Source organism: Amycolatopsis coloradensis (assembly GCF_001953865.1).
GTDB classification, from domain to species: Bacteria; Actinomycetota; Actinomycetes; order Mycobacteriales; family Pseudonocardiaceae; genus Amycolatopsis; species Amycolatopsis coloradensis.
On sequence record NZ_MQUQ01000026.1, the window covers coordinates 1 to 20,715 of the forward strand.

A 20,715-nucleotide genomic window follows, 5' to 3' on the forward strand; every position below is an offset into this window, starting at 1 on the left:
GATCATCGCTCACCAACAACCGATCACCACGTAAGACACGCTCTAAGGTGAAAATTGACTTTCGCGACGTCTGATGTCTCGAAAGTGGCTTTCGCGACATGACCGCTAAGCAGTCGCGTGATCAGACGGCGATCGCTTGTGACTGGACGGCGATCACGCTACCGGGCCGGAGAACTCGACCCGGTAGCGCGTAGGTGTGGTCCCCAGCGCGGTCGCGAAGTGCTCTCGGAGGCGGGCTGGCGTGCCGAAGCCGGTTTGTGCCGCGATGGTGTCGACGGTGAGCGTGGTCGTTTCGAGCAGGTGCCGGGCCCGTGCGAGGCGTTGGGTGACAAGCCAGTTGTGGACGGTGGTCCCGGTGCGGGCGCGGAAGGCGCGGGTGAAGGTGCTCCGGCTCATGTGCGCCTGTGCGGCGAGCCGGTCGATGTTCTGTGGTCTGTCCAAATGGGACTGGGCCCAGGCCATCACCTCGGTGAGAGGGTCCTCGTCCGGGGCGGGCACCGGGAATTCGACGAACTGGGCCTGGCCGCCGGGGCGGTGTGGCGCGGCGACGATCCGGCGGGCGACGCGGTTGGCGACGACCTGGCCTGCCGTGCGGGCGAGCAGGTGAAGGCAGGTGTCGATGCCCGCGGTGGCGCCCGCACCGGTCACGACGTCGCCCTCGTCGACATACAGTTCCTCCGGTCGCAGTATCACCTTGGGGAAGCGCCACCGGAACGTTTCGACCCACTTCCAGTGCGTGGTCGCGGCACGCCCGTCGAGAATGCCCGCGTCGGCGAGAGCGAAGACGCCCAGGCAGAGCCCGACGACGAGCGCACCACGTTCGTGTGCGGCACGCAGTGCGGCCGAGACGGGCGGGGGCGTCGCGCTCTCGGGGTCGGACCACCACGGTACGACGACGATCTCGGCTTCGGCGAGCGCGCCAAGCCCCGCGGGCACGTCGATCGTGTAGCCGGCGCTGGTGGTCAGGCGGCCCGGTTCCGCGGCGGCGACGGTGAGCGGCCACGGCTCCATGTCGCCGGACGGTGATTCCGGTCCCCACACCAACGACGGGACGGCGAGATGGAAGGGACTGATCCCCTCGAACGCGAGGACGGCCACTCTCGGAGCGTTCATCGATTCCTTCTTCGCGGATGTCGGCCGATCCCGACCACGGCTGACCCGATTCGGTATCTCGAAGTCGGATCGGGTCAGCCAGCATGGTAGCCGTACCCACGGAAAGCGAAGGAAACACGATGACCAGCACCACTCTCCGCGAGATCAGCGCGCTCCCGACGACCCCCGCGACACTTTCGGACGCCACGGTGATCCTCGTCGACTACCAGAACACCTACACCCGCGGCGTGATGGAACTCGACGGCTGGGCGGCGGCGCTCGACGAGGCCGCCACGTTGCTGGCGCGCGCACGGGCCGAGGGCTCGGCGATCGTCCACGTCATGCACGACGGCGGCGAGGGCAGCCCGTACGACCTTCAGCAGGAGATCGGCCAGATCCACGAACGCGTCGCCCCGGCGCCCGGTGAGGAGATCGTGGTGAAGACCGCGCCGAATTCGTTCGTCGGCACCCGGCTGGGAGAACTGGTCGACGCCGCCGGGCACCAGAACGTCGTCGTGGCCGGATTCATGACGCACATGTGTGTCACGTTCACGGCGGAGGGCGCTTTCCTGCGCGGGAACACCCCGACCGTCGTGGCCGCCGCCTGCGCCACGCGCGCTCTTCCGTCCGTCGTCGGCCCCGTCGCCGCCGCGGAACAGCATCGCGCCGCCCTCGCCACGATCGGCGATCTCTACGCCGTCGTCGCCGCGTCCACGGCGGAACTCGGCTAGGCGATTGACGGCGCATACTCAACAAGTTATATATGAATGATGTCATACGCCGGACAGGATCGAGCAGTGGTACTCGGGGCGGGGATGGCCGGTCTCGTGGCCGCTCGGGTCCTGTCCGAGCACTACGACGAGGTGGTCGTGGTCGAGCGTGACGAGCTTGCGGACGGGCCGGTGCACCGGCGATTCGTTCCCCAGTCGCACCACGCGCACGGACTGCTGGGATCCGGTCGCCGGGTGCTGGTCGGCCTGTTCCCCGGTCTGTCCGCCGAATTGGCCGCGGCAGGCGCGCTCACCCCGGGCTCCGACGATCCCACGATGGGGGACCGGTCGATCTTCCTGGTCCGCGGCCGCTCCACCATCCGGATCCCCGCGTGGTGGAGTGGCGGCTTCGGGGCAAGCCGGATCCTACTCGAACACGCGATCCGGACTCGCGTGCGCGCCTTGCCGAACGTCGTGGTCCGTGACCGGATACCGGCCGTCGGACTGCTGACCGACCGGACCCGCCGCCGGGTCACCGGCATCCGGACGGCCGACGGCGACCTCGACGCCGATCTCGTGGTCGACACGTCCGGCCGCGGCTCGCGGCTGCCGGAGTGGCTCGAACAGATCGGCTACCGGCCGCCGCCGGTCTCGATCGTCCATTCCGACGTGCGGTACGCCAGCGTGATCACCGAACCCGATCCGTCCTTCGATCCCGAGTGGCTGGTCATCCTCGGAGGCCAGGCGGACGCAGGCTCGTCGGTCGGCGGTGTCGTGCTTCGTGTCGAACATGGCAAGCTGCACATCTCGTTCGGCTCGATCGGCCGGAGTGCGCCGGTGCCCACCGAAACAGCGGAACTGCGCGACTTCGCCGATCGGCTGGCCGCCCCGGTGGTGGCCGAGGCGCTCCGCCGGTCGACGCCGGTCGGCCCGATCCGTACCTTCCGCGTCCGCGACAACACCCGGCACCACTACGGCCGGATGCGCGAGATGCCGGTCGGCGTCGTCGCGCTCGGCGACGCCGCCAGCGCGGCGAACCCGATCTACGGTCAGGGAATGAGTGTCGCGGCCCTCTCCGCGACCGCCCTCGGCCGGGTACTCACCGCCGAAGGCGGCGCGTCACGACCGGGGTTCGAGCGCCGTGCCGCGCGGGCCGTGGCCGCCACCTCTGCCGAGGCCTGGCGCCTTGCCGTCGGGGAAGACCTCCGCTACGGCTGCCGTACCGAAGGAATCCGGTCGCCCTGGACAGCCCGGTTCGGTGCGGGCTACCGTGATCGGCTCGAACGAGCGGCGGCGCTGGACCCCGAAGTGGCGGCGGCGTTCAACGAGGTGCTCAATCTCCACCGCCCGTTGTCGTCGCTCGGCGCGCCACGGATCGCGCGGCGGGTGCTGCGTCCCTTGCGGGACCGTGATCCCGGCCCCCTCTCCGCGACCGTCGCCGCCGTGCTCGGAGTCGCCTGAACCTTCCCCGAACGAGGAGCCCTCATGTTCCAGCCGCGGTTCGTCGACGTCGACGACGTCTTGCTCCACGTCGAGGCCGATGGTCCCGAAGCCGGGCCAGCCGCACTGTTCCTGCACGGCTGGCCCGATCTCTGGTTCACCTTCGAGCCGCAGATGACCGCACTCGCCGATCGGGGGTATCGGGTACTCGCGCCGGATCAGCGCGGCTACGGGCTGTCCTCCAAACCCGCCATGGTCGCCGACTACCGGATGCCCGAACTGGTCAAGGACATCGTGCTGCTCATCGAACGCGAGGAGGTGGCGCCGGTCCATCTGGTCGGGCACGACTGGGGCGGGGCGGTCGCCTGGATGGTGGCGATCGAACGGCCGGACCTGGTCCGGTCCTTGACCATCGTCAACTGTCCGCATCCGGAGGTGTTCGCCGAAGCGCTGAGCCGACGGCCCTCCCAGCTCATGCGGAGCTGGTACATGGTGGCGTTCCAGATCCCCGGTCTCGCCGAGACAATCCTCGGCGCCCGCGGTGGTGCGGTCGTCGCCGCGATGCTCAAGCACGGAGCCGGTCTGACCGACTCCGACGTGGGCCGGCATCGCGCCGTCTGGCGTCATCCGGGCGCGATCCAGCGGCCCTTGTTCTGGTACCGCGCGATGTTCCGGTCGATGCTGTCGTCCCGTCGCGCCACGGGTCCCAGGCCCGACCTGTCGGTGCGCGTTCCGACCCAGGTCATCTGGGGACGCCGTGACGGCGCGCTCGGCAAGCATCTCGCCGAACCCAGCGCCGCCCGGTGTGAGGAGTCCGAGCTGCACTGGCTTGAAACGCGGCATTGGCCGCACCGTGAAGAACCCCGGCAGGTCACCGAGTTGCTCGAAGCGTGGTTCGCGCGGCACGCGGACCGAGCCTGATCCGGTTGATACTCTTCCGGTCGCCGCCGGAAGGAGCCCCATGCTCAGATTCGCCCTGCTGGGTTTCCTTCTGCGGCAACCGATGACGGGCTACGACCTGGCTACCGCGATCCGCGCCAGCATCCATTTCGTGTGGCCCGCCCAGCTCAGCCAGATCTACCGGACACTGGGCCAGCTCGAGGACGGCGGCCTGGTGGTGTCCGAAGTGGAGCCACAGCAGAGCAGGCCAGACCGCCGGGTGTATTCGGCCACCGACGCCGGACGACAGGCCTTCGACACCTGGCTCGGCGAACTCGTCACCGAACGGGACCCGATCCGGGTGCCGTTCCTGGTCCGGTTCTTCTTCTCCGGGTCCCGCTCGACAGAGGACACGGTGACCCAGCTCCGGGTGATGCGCGATCTCCACGTCAAGGAGCGCGACCGGCTCACCGACGAGCTTCCCCGGCAGATCACCGCGGCCGCCGACCTCGCCGACGGCGGCGGACTCGATCCCCTGGTCTGGGACTCGGTCCGCCGCGCCGGCGAGATGATGGCGCAGACCTGGGTCGACTGGATCGACGAAACCATCGAGCGGCTGCAACGCGCCGACGGACGACCTCCGCGGACATGACCAGGTCCCGCGTGCCGCCTGGACGAGGTCATCCGGCAGGCGGGGCCGGGGGACGGGCGCGGAGTTCCGCGGCGGTGCGGTGCGCGTGGGCGAGGCCGTCGAGGATCCAGGGCGGCGGTCGCCCGTCGTTGGTCGCGGGCCGTTCGTAGGCGGCGACCAGCCGTTCCGCGATCTTCCGCGGCCGGTCCGTCGGGCTCGCCCTGTTCGGAGGGCCTTACGATTAGGGCCAGGTGCCCGGTCGACGGGGGCCGTCTCCGGCGTGTGCCCGGGTACGCCGTCGCGCCGGGAGTCCTGCACGGGGAAGGGATCCGTGCGTGACCGTGCCACGATCACGTCGCATTCCCCGAAGGCGGCCATGGCCACCGCCCCGTCTCCCGCCGGACAACCGCGGATCACGGCGTCGCCGACGGATCCGGAGCGCGCATCCGGAAGCCACCCGGTCCGGGGATGACGATCGTCAAGCGGTCAGTCGCGGCAAGTGCCCATTCCGCACCAGAGCAGATCGACGAGACTCGCGACGTCGCGCCGCCACTCGCCGTTCGGGTCGAGGTACAGCAGGCCGCCGAGGCCGCGCAGGACGGTCTCGGGTGCCAGGTCCGGCCGGACGGTGCCGGCGTCGACGTTGGCCTTCAGCAGCGTGGAAACCGCGCCGACCATGGCCTTGTAGGCGCTCGCCGGCAGTGCGCCACGGGAGGCCGTCGCGGTGCGCAGGGCGTCGGCGAGGCCTCGCTTGGTCATCATGTAGTGCGCCAGGTGGTCGGTCGTCCACGTCCGGAAGGCCTGTTCCGGGGTGTTCTTCTCGAGCAGACTCGGTACGACGTCGACGAGCTGGCGCACCTCGCGCTGATAGACCGCCAGAATGAGGGCTTCCGGAGTCGGGAAGTGCCGGTACACCGTGCCGACGCCGACCTCGGCCTGTTTCGCGATGGCGTTGAACGAGACTTCACCTGATCCGGACAGTGATTTCGCCGCGGTGGCGAGGATGCGCTCGTGGTTGCGCCGGGTGTCCGCGCGCCGGGGGTTCACCGATCCCGTCGTCATCGTCCCTCCCGCCCCCCGCTGATCCCGTCCGTCGTGAATGTAGCCGAGGAATCCGCGGAACCTGGAGCGACTCCAGGGGTGATCACGACATTGCCAAGCGGATTGTAATCCGCTAGCGTGAAAAGTGAAGCGGATGAATATCCGGTTCACTTCGCGAACAGTCTCCCACCACCCCAACCTACGCCGTCGGGTCTCGGCCCGGACGATCTGCGGAAAGTGATCCAGTGGATATCTCACTCGAAGTCAATGGCAGTACGGAAAACCTGAGTGTCGAACCCGGGGTGACCCTGCTGGACGCGCTGCGGGAGCGACTCGGCGTCACGGGCCCGAAGAAGGGTTGCGATCGGGGACAGTGCGGCGCCTGCACGGTGCACGTCGACGGACGGCCGGTGCTCTCCTGTCTCACCTTGGCCGCCACCGTGAAGCAGCCGGTGACCACGGTCGAAGCACTGTCCACAGAGGACGGTCTGCATCCGGTACAGCAGGCGTTCCTCGACCAGGACGCCCTGCAGTGCGGATTCTGCACGTCCGGGCAGATCATGTCGGCGGTCGCCGCCGTCGAGCAGGACGTCCAGGACGTCCGCGAGTTCATGTCCGGCAACCTCTGCCGATGCGCGGCGTACCCGAACATCGTCGCGGCGGTCGAACAGGCGAGGCGGGCCGATGCGTCCGTTTGAGCTGATCGCACCCGAGACCGTCGAAGCCGCCGTCGCCGCGCCCGGCACGTTCCTGGCGGGCGGGACCACGCTTGTCGACCTGATGAAACTCAATGTCCTGACACCGCAGCGCGTGCTGGACATCAACGCGGTGCCGCTGCGTGGCATCGACACCGACGACGGACTGCGGATCGGCGCGCTGGAGCGGATGGGTGACATCGCCGCTCACCCCGGCGTGTACCCGGCGATTTCCCGTGCCCTGCTGCTGAGCGCCTCGCAGCAGATCCGGAACATGGCCAGCATCGGCGGAAACCTGATGCAGCGCACGCGCTGCTCGTACTTCCGGGACGTCGCGACGCCGTGCAACCGGCGGGTGCCCGGCAGTGGCTGCCCGGCGATCTCCGGCGCCAACCGGATGCACGCCGTGCTGGGCACAAGCGATTCTTGCGCGGCGACACACGCCAGCGACGTCGCCGTCGCCTTGGTCGCTCTCGACGCGCGGCTCCGGCTGGTCGGGGAGGGCGGGACCCGCACCGTCGAACTGGGCTCTTTCTACCGCCTGCCCGGTGAAACCCCTGAGCTGGAGAACGATCTGCGTCCCGGCGAACTGATCGCCGAGGTCGTGGTCCCCAGGCTGGATTGGGCGTCGAACTCCACCTACGTCAAGGTGCGTGACCGGCAGTCCTACGAGTTCGCGCTGTGTTCGGCCGCGGTCGCGCTGGACATCCAGGACTCACGGATCGTCGACGCCCGGGTCGCGGCCGGTGGCGTGGGGACCGTGCCGTGGCGGCTGCCGGAGGTCGAAGCGGCCTTGCGCGGCGCACCCGCGACCGTCGCCACCTTCGAAGCGGCCGCGGCGCTGGCCGTCGAGGGCGCCCGGCCCTTGTCCGGAAACGAATTCAAGCTGTCGTTGCTGCCGCGGACCATCGTCCGGGCACTGCTCGAACTGACCGAGGGGAGCCGTTGATGACCAGCCGGGTGGATGGACCGCTGAAGGTCACGGGCCGGGCCGGGTACGGAGCGGACCACACCTTCCCGGGCCTGGTACACGGCTACGTCGTGACCAGCACGATCGCCCACGCGGAGATCGAGTCGATGGACGTCACGGAGGCGAAGGGCGCTCCGGGCGTGATCAGCGTTTACACCCCGTTCGACCCGCTGGAACTGCGCACCCCGGTCACCCCGTTCTTCGGCGAGACCTGGGTTCCCTTGCAGGACAAGGAAGTCGCCTACTACGGCCAGCCGATCGGCTTCGTCGTGGCCGAGACCTACGAGCAGGCGCGCGACGCCGCGATGCTCGTCGAGGTCTCCTATCGGCAGCGGCCCGCGCTGACTTCGCTACAGGACGGGCTCGCTTCGGCCGAAGACGCGCCGGCTGCCCGGGGTGGTGAACCATCGTCCTTCGAGGTCCTCGCTCCCGACGTCGAGTCCATTGAGGACGCACTGGCCGCGAGTCCGGTGGTCGTCGAAGCCACGTACACCACCGCGACCCAGAATCACGCCGCGCTGGAACCGCATTCCGCGGTCGCGGTGTGGGGACCCGACGGCTTGACCATCCACAGCGGCAACCAGGGATCCGACTTGCAGGCGGTGGAGCTGGCGGGCGCGCTGGAGACGAAACCGTCCGAGGTGCACGCGGTGAACCCGTTCGTGGGCGGGGCGTTCGGGGGCAAGGGCCGCACCTCCGTGCCGGCGTTCCTCGCCGCGGCGGCGGCCAGGCTCCTCGACCGGCCCGTGAAGGCCGCGCTCAGCCGTGAGCAGGTCTTCACCGCGACCGCGGGCCGCGCCGCGACCGTGCAGAAGATCGCCCTCGGCGCGGAGCACGATGGCACGCTGAACGCGCTGCGGCACGATTCGTGGTGCAGCACGGCGATGGACCGCTCGTTCGTCGAACCGACGTCGCACGGCACCTCGCGCGAGTGGTACGCCACCCGCAACCTGGCCATCAGCCAGAAAATGGTGCCGCTGAACATCCCGCCGACCACCTTCATGCGGGCGCCGGGCGAGGCGCCCGGATCGTTCGCGCTGGAGAGCGCGATCGACGAACTCGCCGTCGCACTGGGCATGGACCCGATCGAGCTGCGTCAGCGGAACAACTCGACCGCGCCGCCTGGCAAGGATTTGCAGTGGTCGAGCAAACACCTCGACGAATGCTTCCGCGTCGGCGCGGCCAGGTTCGGTTGGTCGGACCGCTCGCCCCAGGGGCGGACCGATGGCGACTGGCTCGTGGGTGTCGGCACCGCCACCGCCATGTTCCCCGCCCTGCGGTTCCCGGCCACCGTCGAGATCACCCTCCTGCCCGACGACACGGCCGTCGTCGCGACCAGCGGGGCGGACCCGGGAACCGGTCTGCTGACCGTGATCTCCCTGATCGGCGGGGAGTCACTGGACATCTCGCCGGACCGGATCGTGCCCCGGCTCGGTGACTCGGCCCTGCCACCCGGCGGCCTGTCCGGCGGCTCGACCGCCACCGCGAGCGTGGGGACGGCCATCATGATCGCCGCCGCCACGGCGATCGACGACCTGCTCGCCGCGGCGTCGGCCCCGGGCGCGCCGTTCGACGGCATGGATGTCTCCTACGCGGACGGCCGGGTACTGGCCGGGGACCGGACGATGACCTTCGGCGAGGTGCTGCGGGAACTGAAGCGCCCGTCGATCTCCGTGACCGGCTCGTCGGCACCCGGCGAAGAGCTGACGAAGCACTCGTTCAGCTCGTTCGGCGCCCAATTCTGCGAAGTTCGCGTGCACAAGTGGACGCGCGAGATCCGGGTGTCCCGCATGCTCGGCGTATTCGACACCGGCCGGATCATCAACCCGACGGCGGCTCGAAGCCAGATCGCCGGTGGCATGATCTGGGGTGTTTCGGCCGCGCTGCACGAGGGGCTGGAGATCGAGGACAGCGGACGATTCGCCAACGGCGACTTCGCGAGCTATCTGATCCCGGTGAACGCGGACATCCCCGAGGTCGACGTCCACTTCGTCGAATACCCGGACACCCTGCACAACTCGGTCGGCGCGAAAGGACTGGGCGAGATCGGCACCGTCGGGATGGCGGCGGCCGTCGCGAACGCCGTCCACAACGCGACCGGCATCCGGGTGCGGCACATCCCCATCCTCATCGAGGACCTCCTCGACGGGGGTTCTTGAGGAGAAGGGTGGCGACGTCGTGGCTCCGGCCAGATAGCCCGACTTGCCACTCATGACCCGCTACCGCCGCTGAGCTGTCCTGAAGGCCAGGTTTGAGACGTGATCGTCTCAAACCTGGCCTTCAGGCCACGGGACCGACCCGGGGCGACTGTCCCCGATGCGTGACCGCGACGTCCTCTCGGAGGGCACCTCCGGTTACGTCCGCAAGATCTGCTGACAAAAACCGGCGAAGGATGTCGAGACCGGCGTGGCGGCTCCGTCCCCGGGGCGGATGCGGCCGACGTGGCCGCGCGCAGACCGGAAGGGCAGCCATGCGAAAACTCGTAGTCCAGCAGTGGGTCACCGCCGACAACATCGCCGCGGAGGAGGACGGCGGGCTCGGCTTCGTGTCGGTGGAGCCCTTTTCCGAGAAGTCCGACCCGGCGTTCAAGGCGAGCGTGATGGGGCTCATCGACTCGGTCGACACGCTGATCCTCGGCGCGAACACCTACGCCCAGACCAAGGACTACTGGCCGCACGCCGAAAAGCAGGGCGAATACGGCGAGAAGCTCAACAACCTCACCAAGTTCGTCGCCTCGTCGAAGCTGGACGACGCCCCTTGGGGCGACTTTCCCGCCGCGACCGTGACACGCGATCCGGCCGCCACCGTCCAGGAGCTCAAGGAGCGGGACGGTAAGGACATCTGGCTGTGGGGAAGCTTGAAACTCATGCGATCGCTGCTGAACACCGGCCATGTCGACGAAATCCGGCTGCTGGTCTGCCCGGTGACACGCGGCAAGGGAACGCGCGTTTTCGAGGATCGGCAGGAGCTGAAGCCGGTCGAGGCCACCTTGTTCGAGAACGGCCTGACACTGCTGCGCTACGAGATCAGGAAGTAGCGCCGGTCGAATTGTGGCAACCTCAGGGACGCCTGGACGCCGCGAACAGGAAAGACCGGGGAGCGCATGAAGAGAGATGTTCCGCCATCCTGACCGTGGTGCTGGCCATGGTGTTGACCGCCGCGGCTCCCGCCGGAGCGAAACCCGGCTTCGACAGGGAACTCCAAGCGCGTGTTTCGCGCGCTCAGGCCTATGCCGACAGCAGGCCCGGCGAGACCGGGATCGTCCTCCGGGACCGCTGGACCGGTGCCGTCCACCGGAGTGCGGCCGCCGGGGCCCTGATCTGGGCCTGTTCCACCCCGAAGCTGGCGATGGCCGTCGACCTGTTGCTGCGCGACGACTCCGGGGCCGTCCAGTTGACCGCCGAGGACCGGGACCTGATCCACCGGATGCTCGACACCAGCGACAACGCCGCCGCCCACACGTTGTGGACCCGGTACGGCGGGGAGGCCGAGTTCGCCAAGCGGTTCCCGTCCTACGGGATGACCGACATGCGGTTCACCGATCAGCACCCGCACCACTGGGGCTGGATCCTGACCACCGCGAACGACCTGGACCGGCTGGTCGACTACGTGCTGACGAGGTTGCCGCGGCAGCACCGCGACTACATCGTCCACGAGTTGCGGACCGTCGCCGTCAACCAGCGGTGGGGAGTCTGGGGTGCCGGCTCCGCCGCGCGGCCGGGGAACAAGAACGGCTGGTCCGATGACAACGACGACGGTTCCTGGATCGTGAACTCGGCCGGTTTCGTCGGGCCGCACGAGCGGTACACCCTCGCCATGATGAACAACACGAAGGTCATCCAGAACGGTTTCGAAACCGGCCAGGAGACCACGACCAAGATCAGCGGAATCCTGTTCAAGGGGTACTTCGGGGATTGATCGCTGAATCCTGATCTCCGCGAAAGACCATGGTGGCCCGGAATTTGACAATTCCGGCGCCACCGAACGGAGGTTGTGCCTTGCGGAGCGGTGGCCAGACTGGAGGTCATCACGTCCATTTCGGCAGACCTTTGTTCGGTGCGTGGAGGACGGATGAGACTCGATCGGAAGCTCGCCGTGGCGGCCGTCGTGCTGATGGCGTTGTCACCGACCACTTCGGCGTCCATGGCCAGTGATCTGAAGACGAGACAGCAACCCGCGCCGGCCTGCTCGCCGGGCACCACGGTGGCGACCGACGACGGGCCGGTGTGCGGTGTCGCGGGACCAGAGGTCACGTCGTGGCAAGGGATCCGCTATGCCGCGTCACCAGCCGGGAACCTGCGCTGGAAGCCGCCACGGAGGCCCGTCCCGTGGACCGAGCCGTTCGCCGCGACGACCGAGGGCGAGCAGTGCCCGCAACCGGCCGGTGCCGGGCCGGGCTCGGAGAACGAGGACTGCCTCAACCTCACCGTCCGCGTGCCCGCCAAGGTGGGACCCGGGCCGCTGGCGGTGATGGTGCAGCTCCACGGAGGCGGTTTCCTGCTGTGGAAGCCGCAGGACGCGAGTCGTCTGGTGACAGCGGGCAACGTCATCAGCGTGGAGGTCAACTACCGGCTCGGGATCTTCGGTTTCCTCGCGCACGAGGCGTTCGGCGCGCACGCCGGCAACTACGGGCTCCAGGACCAGCAGGCCGCCCTGCGCTGGGTGCAGCGCAACATCGCCCGGTTCGGCGGTGACCCGCACAACGTCACGATCTACGGCGCTTCCGCGGGCGGCTCCAGCGTCTGCGCCCACACCGCCTCGCCTGCTTCGGCAGGGCTGTTCCAGCGCGGTATCAGCGAAAGCGGGGAGTACAACTCGCTCCTCGGCGTGAACACCGTATGGCAGGCGCAGGACTGCAACGCGAAGCTGCCCACGGAGCAACAGGCCCAGCGTGCCGGGGCGCGGTTCGCCGCCGCTCTCGGCTGCGGCACCGCGCCCGACGCGGGCGCATGCCTTCGCGGGCTACCGGCCGCAGCCCTGCTCAAGCAAGCGGATCACGGGAGGAATCCCGACAACGGGACGATCGCGCCGATCGTGAACGGCACGACACTGCCGATGTCCCCGAGAGAGGCGTTCGCCACCGGGCACGTCAACGACGTGGCGCTGATCCACGGCGTGGCGCGCGACGAGACCCAGCTGCCTTCCGCGTCGACCCCCGCCGACTACGACCGGCTGGTGCGCGAGCAGTACGGCGAGCACGCTCCCGCGGTCCGCCGGACGTATCCACTGAAGCGGTTCCCGGCACCCGCCCCGTTCCTGGCCTTCCGGACCATCGTGGCCGACTCCAACTCGGTCTGCCCCTCCATGCTCAACAACGAACGGCTGGCGCGGCACATCCCGGTCTACGCCTACCAGCTGGATGCCACGGACGTGCCGCCGCAGTTCTTCCTCGACCCCACCAAACCGAACGGCGCCTACCACATCGCCGAATGGCTACTGCTGCTCCCGGGCGGCGTCAAGCTCAACCCCAATCTGCAAGTGCTGTCCGACCAGCTCGTCGCGCAGTGGACAGGGTTCGCCCGCACCGGTGACCCCACCGTGGACGGCACACCCCGCTGGGATCCCTACACCGAAGGCAATCCCGTAGTCATGTCGCTCAACGCCGCGGGAGACAGCCAGCTCACCACCGAGATCTCTCGCCAGCACCATTGTGCTGAACTCTGGCATTCTCTGGCACGCTAGGTAATCGTCCGAACGAGGACGTGCTTGAATCTGAGGTCATGAGCAATCCGTTGGTCGCGCCGGTGAAGGATTCGACGACGGCGGTGTCGGGCGTGCCGTTGTTGGAGGGTGCCCTCGACCTGAAGTCGGCGATCGAGAGCGGCGACTGGGCGTCGGTCGCGTTGGGTGCGGTGGGGACCGCGCTGGACGCGCTGACCGCGGTGATGGACCCGTTCGGGGCGGTTTTCGCCGCCGGGGTCGGCTGGTTGATCGAGCACGTCGGCCCGCTGAAGGAGGCTCTCAACGCGCTCACCGGCAACGCGGACGAGATCGCGGCGCAGGCGGAGACGTGGACGAACGTCGCCAAGGAGATCGGGGACGTCGCGGTCGAGCTGGTGGACCTGGTCCAGAAGGACCTCGGCAGCTGGACGGGGGAAGCGGCCGACGCGTACCGGAATCAGGCGAAGAACACGTCGACGCTGATCGAGAGCGCGCAGAAGGGGACCGAAGGCGCCGCGAGTGGGGTGAAGACGGCGGGAGAGGTCGTCGCCGCGGTCCGGACACTGGTCCGCGACATCATCGCCGAACTCATCGGACACCTGATTTCGTGGGCGTTGCAGGTGGTGTTCACGCTCGGGATCGGGCTGGCGTGGGTCGTGCCGCAGGTGGTGGCCGCGGTGGCGAAGACGGCGTCGAAGATCGCCGGGCTGACGACGAAGCTGGTGAAGGCGCTCAAGGGCCTGATGCCGTTGTTGAAGAAGGCCGGGGATCTGTTCGACGACGCCGGGAAGGCGTTGAAGAACCTGAAGGGCGGAACGGTCAAGCCCTCCGGCAAGCCCAAGGACATCAAGACCGAATCGCCCGGTCCGAAACCCAACCCCAAGGACGACGGCACCAGTCCGTCGGGTGATCACACCAATCCCTCCGGCGACCATTCCGGCCCGTCCGGGGACAAGGGCAACCCCGGTGGCGACAGAGGCGGCTCCGGTGGCGGGGACAAGAACGGCAACACCAGCCCGTCCGGCGATCACGTCACTCCTTCGGGTACCAAAGGTGGTCCCGGCGGCGGAGCGAAGGGAAGCCCGCCCCCGGTCCGCACCGAGCCTCCGCCCAAGCACTCGGCGCCCGACGAGCTGAACCTCTGTGGCGACCCGATCGACATCGCCACCGGTGAGGTCGTGATGGTGCAGGACGACCTGTCATTGGCCGGGCCGCTGCCCATCCGGATCCGCCGCACGCATATGTCGAGCTACCGGGAGGGCACCGGTTTCGGCCGATCCTGGTCGTCGACCACCGACCTGCGGCTCGAGTTCACCGCCGAGCACGCCCGCTTCTTCTCCGACGACGGCACGGTTCTGACCTTCCCGCTGCCGGAACCGGGACGGCCGATGGACTCTCTCGCCGGGCCGTCGCGAGCGCTGATGGTGGACGAGACGGGCGTCTACCGGCTGCTGACCTGGGATTCCGGGATCACGCTGTGCTTCGCGCCGATCGCGGGTGCCCCGGCCAGGGTGCTGCCGCTGACCGCGTTCGAGCTGGGCGAGAACGGACCGCGGATCGAGGTCGACCACGACGTGGAGGGCTCGGGAGTGCGCTGGCGGCACTCCGACGGTCGGGTGCTGGAGATCGACCGTGCGCGCGGCCGGGTGCGTGCGCTGCGGATGACCGATCCACCGCAAGGCCAGAACGTCGTCGTCATGCGGTACGGCTACGACGACGCGGGAAACCTCACCGAGGTGACCAACTCCTCCGGCCGCGCTCTGCGGTTCGACTACGATCCGGAGGGCCGCCTCGCGGGTTGGCAGGATCGCAACGGGATTTGGTACCGCTACGTCTACGACGCCGCCGGGCGCTGCGTGCGCACCGTCGGCGATCGCGGATTCCTCGACTGCACCTTCGACTACGAGCCGAAGCGGACCCGCTATACCGATTCCCTCGGGAACGTCACGGTGTTCGAGCTCGACACCGCGCATCACGTGGTGCGCGAGACGAATCCACTCGGCGCGACCACCGTTTTCACGTGGGACGACCGGGACCGGATGCGGTCGAAGACCGACCCGCTCGGCCGGACCACGAGCTTCACCTACAACGCCGACGGCGAGATTTCGAAGGTCACCCGGCCCGACGGCAGCGTGGTGCTGGTGAACCGGTCCGAGGACGGCGCGGTCGACGGAGTGCTGGCGGACGAGGGCGACCACACCCGCTACCGGGCCTACCCGGACGGTCAGGGGCCGGATCCGCGGCAGGACCCGGTCGGCGTGTCCGCCTCGATCAACCTCGACACCGGCCCGGATCCCGACGACACCGGGTCCGAGGACCACGACCTGTTCGGACGGCCGCGCTCGGTCCCGCACGGCAGGGGACGGGCCCGGATCGGCTGGACCGTGGAGGGGCTGCGCGCCTGGCGGGTCGGCTCGCTGAGCGAACGGCAGAGCTGGCGCTACGACAGTGAGGGCAACGAGGTCGAGCACGTCGACCCGGCGGGTCGCGCGACCCGGCGCGAATACGGCCCGTTCGACATGCTGACCGCGGAGATCGATCCGGCGGGCGGGCGGACCCAGTACACCTACGACACCGAGCTGCGGCCGTCCGTGGTGACCAACCCCAACGGGCTGACCTGGACCTACGAATACGATCCTGCGGGCCGTCTCGTCCGGCAGACCGACTTCGACGGTCGTGCGCACACCTACGCCTACGACGCGGCCGGTCAGCTGATCCGGTCCGTCGACCCCGCCGGCCGGGCCACGGACTACGGCTACGACCTGATCGGCAACCTGGTCCGGATCCGCACCGAAGACACGGAGACCACCTACGTCTACGACGCGGTCGGCGAACTGGTCCGCGCCGACGACGGCGAGTCCATTGTGGAGTTCGAACGGGACGGGAACGGCCGGATGGTGCGCACCGTCACCGATGGACAGGAAGTGCTCTTCGAGTACGACCCGGCGGCCAACACCATCAGCAGGCGCACTCCCTCCGGCACGACCAGCGTGTGGTCCTTCGACAAGGCGGAACGGCCGAGCGCGTTGTCGACCGCGGATCACACGGTCGAGTACGCCTATGACGCCGAGGGCCGCCCGATCGACCGGCGCGTCGACCGAGGTGCGCTGCTTCGGCAGCAGTTCGACGCCGACGACCGGATCGTCGGCCAGACCATCACCGACGCGACCGGAACCGTGCTGCGGCACCGGGAGTTCGCCCGGTCCGCCGACGGTGAGCTGACCGCGATCCGGGACGCGGCCGGGGGCGAGTCGTTCGGACGCGACGCGGCCGGACGGATCACCACCCACCTCGTCGACGGTGTACGTGAGGACATCGCCTACGACAGGGCGGGCAAGGTCGTGAACTGGGCCACCACGAACACCGTGTACCCCGAAACCGGGCCGCGCGTGTACGAGCGCAACACGGTCACCAGCGCGGGAGCCGTCCGCTACGAGCACGACGCGAGCGGCCGGCGTACCGCCCGGCACGAAGGCGACCGGAGCTGGCGCTACGACTGGGACGCGCGCAACCGGCTGACCGGTCTCACCACGCCGGACGGCCGCCGCTGGCGATATCGCTACGATCCACTCGGCAGGCGCACGGCGAAGGAACTGCTCGGCCCCGACGGCCGGGTCCTCGAACAAGTGCGCTTCGTCTGGGACGGCAACTCCCTGATCGAGCAGACGCACACCGGCCCGGCAGGCGTCGTCGTCACCACCTGGGAACGGCGGCCCGACACCGAGGAACCGGTCACCCAGACCGAACACGGCGTCGGACAGCCGCGATTCCGGGCGTTCGTGACCGACTCCATCGGTACGCCGACCGACCTGCTGGACCCGGCGGGCACCCTGAGCTGGTCCGGCCGCTGGACGCTGTGGGGGAGACCGTTGGGCGTCGCTCCGGGCACGCCGCTGCGGTTCCCCGGCCAGTACCTGGACACGGAAAGCGGGCTGCACTACAACCTGCACCGCTATTTCGACCCCGCCACCGCGCGCTACCTCAGTCAGGATCCGCTCGGGCTCCCGGCCGGACCCGATCCAGCCGGTTACCCCCATGATCCGACCGCCGGCTCGGATCCGCTGGGCCTGGTGTGGTGCCCCAAGAAACGCAAGTTCGTCGACGGCCCGGACACCTCCGGAACCGGGCACAACGCGGGTAACACCGGCGGCAGCTCGAAACGTCCGCGTACCGAGAACGACAACGCCAACCGCGGCGGCCGGTCCAAGAACCAGGCGGGCACCACCGAAGAGGTCCGGGCCACCTACGACAAGAACTCCACCCGTGGGAAGGATTTCGTCAACACACCGGACACCAAGCAGGTCACCGACGTCGACGCGCTGAACAAGAACGCGGTCATCAGCAACAAGGTGGACAAGAACGGGGACGTCTACGGCGAGAACAAGCTGAGCGAAAAGCTGGTGGAGACCCTGGAGAACACTCCGAAGAAGAATCCCAAGCCGGGCGAGAGCCAGTTCCTGAGCGCCGACGAGAAGTGGATCCGCGGGCACCTCGAGAACGGCGACATGGGCGGGCCGGGCACCGCCGACAACATGATCCCGCTGACCCATACCGCGAACATGAACTACAAGAAACTCGAATCGAGCCTGCAAACCTACGTCGATCTGAAGAACACCCTCGCGAACCGGGATGCCTCCGACATCGGCATCGACTTCCGGGTCAAGCCCAGTGACGAAGTGAAGTTCCCCAAATCGGAGAACGACTTCGAACGCGGCATCCGCGACCACGTCGAAATCAACACCCAGTACACCGGGATCACCCCCGATATCGCGCAGCGGCTGATGGGCAGCAAGATGGACGTCCCCTTGCCGGACCTGCCCCCGCTGGGCACCAAGTTCGACACCATCAGCGGCAAGTTCACCAAACCCGACGGCACCGAATGGGTCAAGAACCCCAAGGGCCACGACCTCAGTCAGTATCTCTGACATGGGAATTCGAAATTATCTGATCGAAGGCGTTTCCGGCACCGGCAAGACGTCGGTCTGCGACGAGCTGCTGCGGCGCGGCTACCACGCCATTCATGGCGACCGTGTCCTGGCTTACCAGGGCGATCCGGAAACCGGTCGCCCTACGAGTGGTTTCACCCACGAGAACCACATCTGGCGGGTGGACGAAGTGAGAGCCTCGGCCGCCGCCCAGGATGAAGAGGTGACCTTCTTCTGCGGTGGTTCCAGGAACTTCGCGCAGTTCATCGACCTCTTTGACGGCGTTTTCGTCCTCCAGGTCGATCTCGACACGCTGCGGCGGCGCCTCGACGCCAGGCCGGAAGACGAGTGGGGCGGAAGGCCGGAGGAGCGGGAACTCATCGTTCGATTGCATCGAACGCAAGAAGATGTTCCGAAGAATGGGGTCATAATCGACGCGACTGCGCCGATCGAGCGTGTCGTCGACGAGATCGTCCGTCAGTGCTCGCTTCGTCGGGCGAGGCTCTGAGCCTGCCCTTCGTGAATGTCGTTCACCCACTCCCAGCCGGGCTTCGCCGCCGGTCCGATGCGTGGGTCGTCGGGTGTTCGGCCGTCACGCAAGGCGTGGACATACGCGCGATCCTGTTCGATCCGAGCGCGTAGTTGCCCGGCTCCGCCGACGGATCCGTGGCCGGGGATGACGACATCGACGTCGTCCGCCACGGCCTCGAGCAGCCGCAGTCCGGCGAGGTACTCCTCGATCGGGTCATTGGTGTCGTTGAAGTTGTCGAGCATCGGGATGAAGACATCGGACAGCATGTCGCCCGCGACGAGAACTCCGCGTTCCTCGATCACCAGTGCCGCATGGCCAGGCGCATGGGCTGGATGCTCGATGATCCGGACTTCAGGGCCATCCCAGGGGATCCGCGCGGATTCGGCGGGCAGAGCGGTGATGACGCCGAAGAGATCCAAGGACATGTCGTCGGCGATTTCCGGCGGCAGCCCCTCGGTGACGCGGGCTTCCCAGTCCGCGTTCGACAGCAGATCACGCATGAAGGCGGCACAGCGGGCCGTACCGTAGCGGGGCACTTCGCCGAGTTCGGCGTGCCAGAGCACGTGATCCCAATCAGGATGCGTCGAGAAGCCCACCACGACGGCCTGGCCCGACTCGCGAAGGTCGTTCGCGAGGCAGGCCATCTCGGAGTCCTGTATCCCGGCGTCGACGAGCAACACGCCGTCCCGGCCCTGCACGACAACCGTGTTGTTCCGGAGCAACTCACTCTGGTGGACCAGCACACCTTCCGCGACCTGTCTCAACACGGTGACCCCTTCCGCTGTGCAACCGCTCGCCGGGACGGTAGTACCGAGTGGTGGCAGATTGCAAGCACTTTGGCCGAAGCCGGAAATTACCTTCGCGTACACACCCCGGCTGGCGCGACGTCACCGATGATCACCTCAGACATCCTACCTTTGCCCTGTTGGTATCGATGTAGCTGAAATGTGGGTGTCTGATGGATCGCAGGTCGTTCATGCTGGCCACGGGTGGTGCGGTGGCCGCGACCACCGCACTCGGCGTCCCGGCGGAGGCCACTCCCGGCCGGGACCCGTTCGGCCTGGCCGTCCGGTTCAACATCATCAGCGACATCCAGGGCGACCTGGCCGATTTCGGCAAGGCCCTGGACGACATCAACGTCACCAACCCGCGTAGCGCCGGGCTTGGCGTGGCGGGGGACATCACCCCGCGTGGCTACGACTTCGAATACGCCCAGGTGCGGTCGACGCTGGACAAGCACCCGCACCCGAGGAAAGTCGCCTGGGCCATCGGCAACCACGAGTTCTATGTGCCGAAGTGGCGGGACCCGGACACGCTCGCCCAGGAGACCTGGCCCAACGGCACCACCGAGGAATCGCTGTTCCGGAGCTTCTACAAGTTCGCCAGGCGCAACACGGTCTACTCGGAGACCTCGTTCGACGGGGTGCCGGTGCTGTGCCTTGGCACCGAGCGCTACGCCAAGTACCACGACCCCAAACTGTGGGACGAGGTGTGGATCAGCGACCGGCAGTTCACTTGGCTGGAACAGCGGCTGGCGTACTGGGACCGGTGGCGCAAGCCGGTGATGGTGCTGACCCATCACCCGCTGCCGAACACCGTGTCCGGCACCCGCAACAAGCTGTACCTCAACGACTACCTCCAGGCCGACAGGCTGCTCTCGGTGCTCGGCAAGTACCGGGACGTGTTCCTGTTCTCCGGGCACACCCACTGGGACCTCACCCTGTCGGACTGGGTGACCCGCCGGGTCGTTCCGGGCAGCGGCAACCTCGAAGGCTTCACCGTGGTCAACACCGGCGCCGTGCAGACCGGCTGGGTGGACGACGGCAAGGGCGGCGAGGTGTCCCTTGGTGGCAGCTTCAACCAGGGCCTCCAGGTCGAGGTGTCCCACCGCGCCGTGGTGATCAAAGCCCGCGACTTCACCACCGGCACCTGGCTCAAGCAGATCACGGTGCCGCTGCGAGACAGCCTCTGATCATTGCGGTGACGGCTGTCTCGCTTCCTCTCGACGAGACAGCCGGTTCCTGGCGAGCTGGAGATATCGCCATTCACGGTCGATACCGGCGAAATCCTGGCGTGTGCTTATTGAGGGGGTGGGGAAGTAGGGATGTCAAGTGTCCCTACTTCCCCACAGTGAGGGAC

16 protein-coding genes are annotated in these 20,715 nt (G+C 68.1%); 13 read left to right on the forward strand and 3 right to left on the reverse strand.

Translation table 11 applies throughout. The features are described from left to right. Window positions 1-153: 153 nt before the first annotated feature. A complete protein-coding gene (locus tag BS329_RS36565) occupies window positions 154-1,113 on the reverse strand; it encodes a GlxA family transcriptional regulator (RefSeq protein ID WP_076167526.1) in 960 nt (319 codons plus the stop codon). 119 nt (window positions 1,114-1,232) lie between these two features. Between BS329_RS36565 and BS329_RS36570 the strand changes: the two genes are divergently transcribed. Genes BS329_RS36570 through BS329_RS36580 form a run of 4 tightly spaced genes read left to right on the forward strand, consistent with a single transcriptional unit; the run spans window position 1,233 to window position 4,773 of the window. Then, entirely contained in the window at window positions 1,233-1,823 is a 591-nt protein-coding gene (locus BS329_RS36570) for an isochorismatase family protein (protein WP_076167528.1), read from the forward strand. A 39-nt stretch (window positions 1,824-1,862) separates the two neighbouring features. Continuing rightward, window positions 1,863-3,263, forward strand: a complete 1,401-nt coding sequence (locus BS329_RS36575) for an FAD-dependent oxidoreductase (RefSeq protein WP_143253355.1) — start codon at window positions 1,863-1,865, stop codon at window positions 3,261-3,263. A 24-nt stretch (window positions 3,264-3,287) separates the two neighbouring features. Next, window positions 3,288-4,163 carry an alpha/beta fold hydrolase gene (locus BS329_RS42150; RefSeq protein WP_084750665.1) on the forward strand — a complete coding sequence of 292 codons (876 nt, stop codon included), beginning with the start codon at window positions 3,288-3,290 and terminating at the stop codon, window positions 4,161-4,163. Window positions 4,164-4,203: 40 nt separating this feature from the next. Further along, on the forward strand, window positions 4,204-4,773 hold the full coding sequence (locus BS329_RS36580) for a PadR family transcriptional regulator (protein ID WP_076167529.1): 570 nt from the start codon (window positions 4,204-4,206) through the stop codon (window positions 4,771-4,773). 465 nt (window positions 4,774-5,238) lie between these two features. On the opposite strand, the gene BS329_RS36585 is transcribed toward BS329_RS36580, so the two are convergent. Continuing rightward, complete coding sequence (locus BS329_RS36585) at window positions 5,239-5,814, reverse strand: TetR/AcrR family transcriptional regulator (RefSeq protein WP_076167531.1); 576 nt, start codon at window positions 5,812-5,814, stop codon at window positions 5,239-5,241. A gap of 224 nt (window positions 5,815-6,038) precedes the next feature. Here BS329_RS36585 and BS329_RS36590 point away from each other — a divergent pair, with 224 nt between their 5' ends. From BS329_RS36590 to BS329_RS36625, 8 genes are all read left to right on the forward strand, one after another. Further along, the gene (locus BS329_RS36590) at window positions 6,039-6,491 is read left to right on the forward strand and encodes a (2Fe-2S)-binding protein (protein ID WP_076167532.1); all 453 of its coding nucleotides are present in this window, start codon (window positions 6,039-6,041) and stop codon (window positions 6,489-6,491) included. Continuing rightward, window positions 6,478-7,437: an FAD binding domain-containing protein gene (locus tag BS329_RS36595; protein ID WP_076167534.1), complete on the forward strand. Its 960-nt coding sequence runs from the start codon at window positions 6,478-6,480 to the stop codon at window positions 7,435-7,437. The genes BS329_RS36590 and BS329_RS36595 overlap by 14 nt, the downstream gene beginning before the upstream one ends. Further along, the gene (locus tag BS329_RS36600; protein WP_076167536.1) at window positions 7,437-9,617 is read left to right on the forward strand and encodes a xanthine dehydrogenase family protein molybdopterin-binding subunit; all 2,181 of its coding nucleotides are present in this window, start codon (window positions 7,437-7,439) and stop codon (window positions 9,615-9,617) included. Before BS329_RS36595 ends, BS329_RS36600 begins: the two co-directional genes overlap by 1 nt. A 311-nt stretch (window positions 9,618-9,928) precedes the next feature. Continuing rightward, window positions 9,929-10,495 carry a dihydrofolate reductase family protein gene (locus tag BS329_RS36605; protein WP_076167537.1) on the forward strand — a complete coding sequence of 189 codons (567 nt, stop codon included), beginning with the start codon at window positions 9,929-9,931 and terminating at the stop codon, window positions 10,493-10,495. Between the two features lie 107 nt (window positions 10,496-10,602). Next, on the forward strand, window positions 10,603-11,376 hold the full coding sequence (locus BS329_RS36610; RefSeq protein ID WP_076167617.1) for a serine hydrolase: 774 nt from the start codon (window positions 10,603-10,605) through the stop codon (window positions 11,374-11,376). A 153-nt stretch (window positions 11,377-11,529) separates the two neighbouring features. After that, on the forward strand, window positions 11,530-13,140 hold the full coding sequence (locus BS329_RS36615) for a carboxylesterase/lipase family protein (RefSeq protein WP_076167539.1): 1,611 nt from the start codon (window positions 11,530-11,532) through the stop codon (window positions 13,138-13,140). 38 nt (window positions 13,141-13,178) lie between these two features. Next, entirely contained in the window at window positions 13,179-18,044 is a 4,866-nt protein-coding gene (locus tag BS329_RS36620; protein WP_076167541.1) for a DUF6531 domain-containing protein, read from the forward strand. A gap of 1 nt (window position 18,045) precedes the next feature. Further along, window positions 18,046-18,552 carry an AAA family ATPase gene (locus tag BS329_RS36625; RefSeq protein WP_076167542.1) on the forward strand — a complete coding sequence of 169 codons (507 nt, stop codon included), beginning with the start codon at window positions 18,046-18,048 and terminating at the stop codon, window positions 18,550-18,552. Here the strand turns inward: BS329_RS36625 and BS329_RS36630 are convergent. Further along, entirely contained in the window at window positions 18,522-19,343 is an 822-nt protein-coding gene (locus BS329_RS36630; RefSeq protein ID WP_076167544.1) for an MBL fold metallo-hydrolase, read from the reverse strand. The genes BS329_RS36625 and BS329_RS36630 overlap by 31 nt on opposite strands. A gap of 191 nt (window positions 19,344-19,534) precedes the next feature. Between BS329_RS36630 and BS329_RS36635 the strand changes: the two genes are divergently transcribed. Further along, entirely contained in the window at window positions 19,535-20,548 is a 1,014-nt protein-coding gene (locus tag BS329_RS36635; protein WP_076167545.1) for a DUF4073 domain-containing protein, read from the forward strand. Window positions 20,549-20,715 lie beyond the last annotated feature (167 nt).

Bases quoted from the DNA above. Each gene is read 5' to 3' on its own strand.
- BS329_RS36565 (WP_076167526.1), bottom strand. From the start codon at position 1,113: ATGAACGCTCCGAGAGTGGCCGTCCTCGCGTTCGAGGGGATCAGTCCC.
- BS329_RS36570 (WP_076167528.1), top strand. From the start codon at position 1,233: ATGACCAGCACCACTCTCCGCGAGATCAGCGCGCTCCCGACGACCCCC.
- BS329_RS36575 (WP_143253355.1), top strand. From the start codon at position 1,863: ATGTCATACGCCGGACAGGATCGAGCAGTGGTACTCGGGGCGGGGATG.
- BS329_RS42150 (WP_084750665.1), top strand. From the start codon at position 3,288: ATGTTCCAGCCGCGGTTCGTCGACGTCGACGACGTCTTGCTCCACGTC.
- BS329_RS36580 (WP_076167529.1), top strand. From the start codon at position 4,204: ATGCTCAGATTCGCCCTGCTGGGTTTCCTTCTGCGGCAACCGATGACG.
- BS329_RS36585 (WP_076167531.1), bottom strand. From the start codon at position 5,814: ATGACGACGGGATCGGTGAACCCCCGGCGCGCGGACACCCGGCGCAAC.
- BS329_RS36595 (WP_076167534.1), top strand. From the start codon at position 6,478: ATGCGTCCGTTTGAGCTGATCGCACCCGAGACCGTCGAAGCCGCCGTC.
- BS329_RS36600 (WP_076167536.1), top strand. From the start codon at position 7,437: ATGACCAGCCGGGTGGATGGACCGCTGAAGGTCACGGGCCGGGCCGGG.
- BS329_RS36605 (WP_076167537.1), top strand. From the start codon at position 9,929: ATGCGAAAACTCGTAGTCCAGCAGTGGGTCACCGCCGACAACATCGCC.
- BS329_RS36610 (WP_076167617.1), top strand. From the start codon at position 10,603: ATGGTGTTGACCGCCGCGGCTCCCGCCGGAGCGAAACCCGGCTTCGAC.
- BS329_RS36615 (WP_076167539.1), top strand. From the start codon at position 11,530: ATGAGACTCGATCGGAAGCTCGCCGTGGCGGCCGTCGTGCTGATGGCG.
- BS329_RS36620 (WP_076167541.1), top strand. From the start codon at position 13,179: ATGAGCAATCCGTTGGTCGCGCCGGTGAAGGATTCGACGACGGCGGTG.
- BS329_RS36625 (WP_076167542.1), top strand. From the start codon at position 18,046: ATGGGAATTCGAAATTATCTGATCGAAGGCGTTTCCGGCACCGGCAAG.
- BS329_RS36635 (WP_076167545.1), top strand. From the start codon at position 19,535: ATGGATCGCAGGTCGTTCATGCTGGCCACGGGTGGTGCGGTGGCCGCG.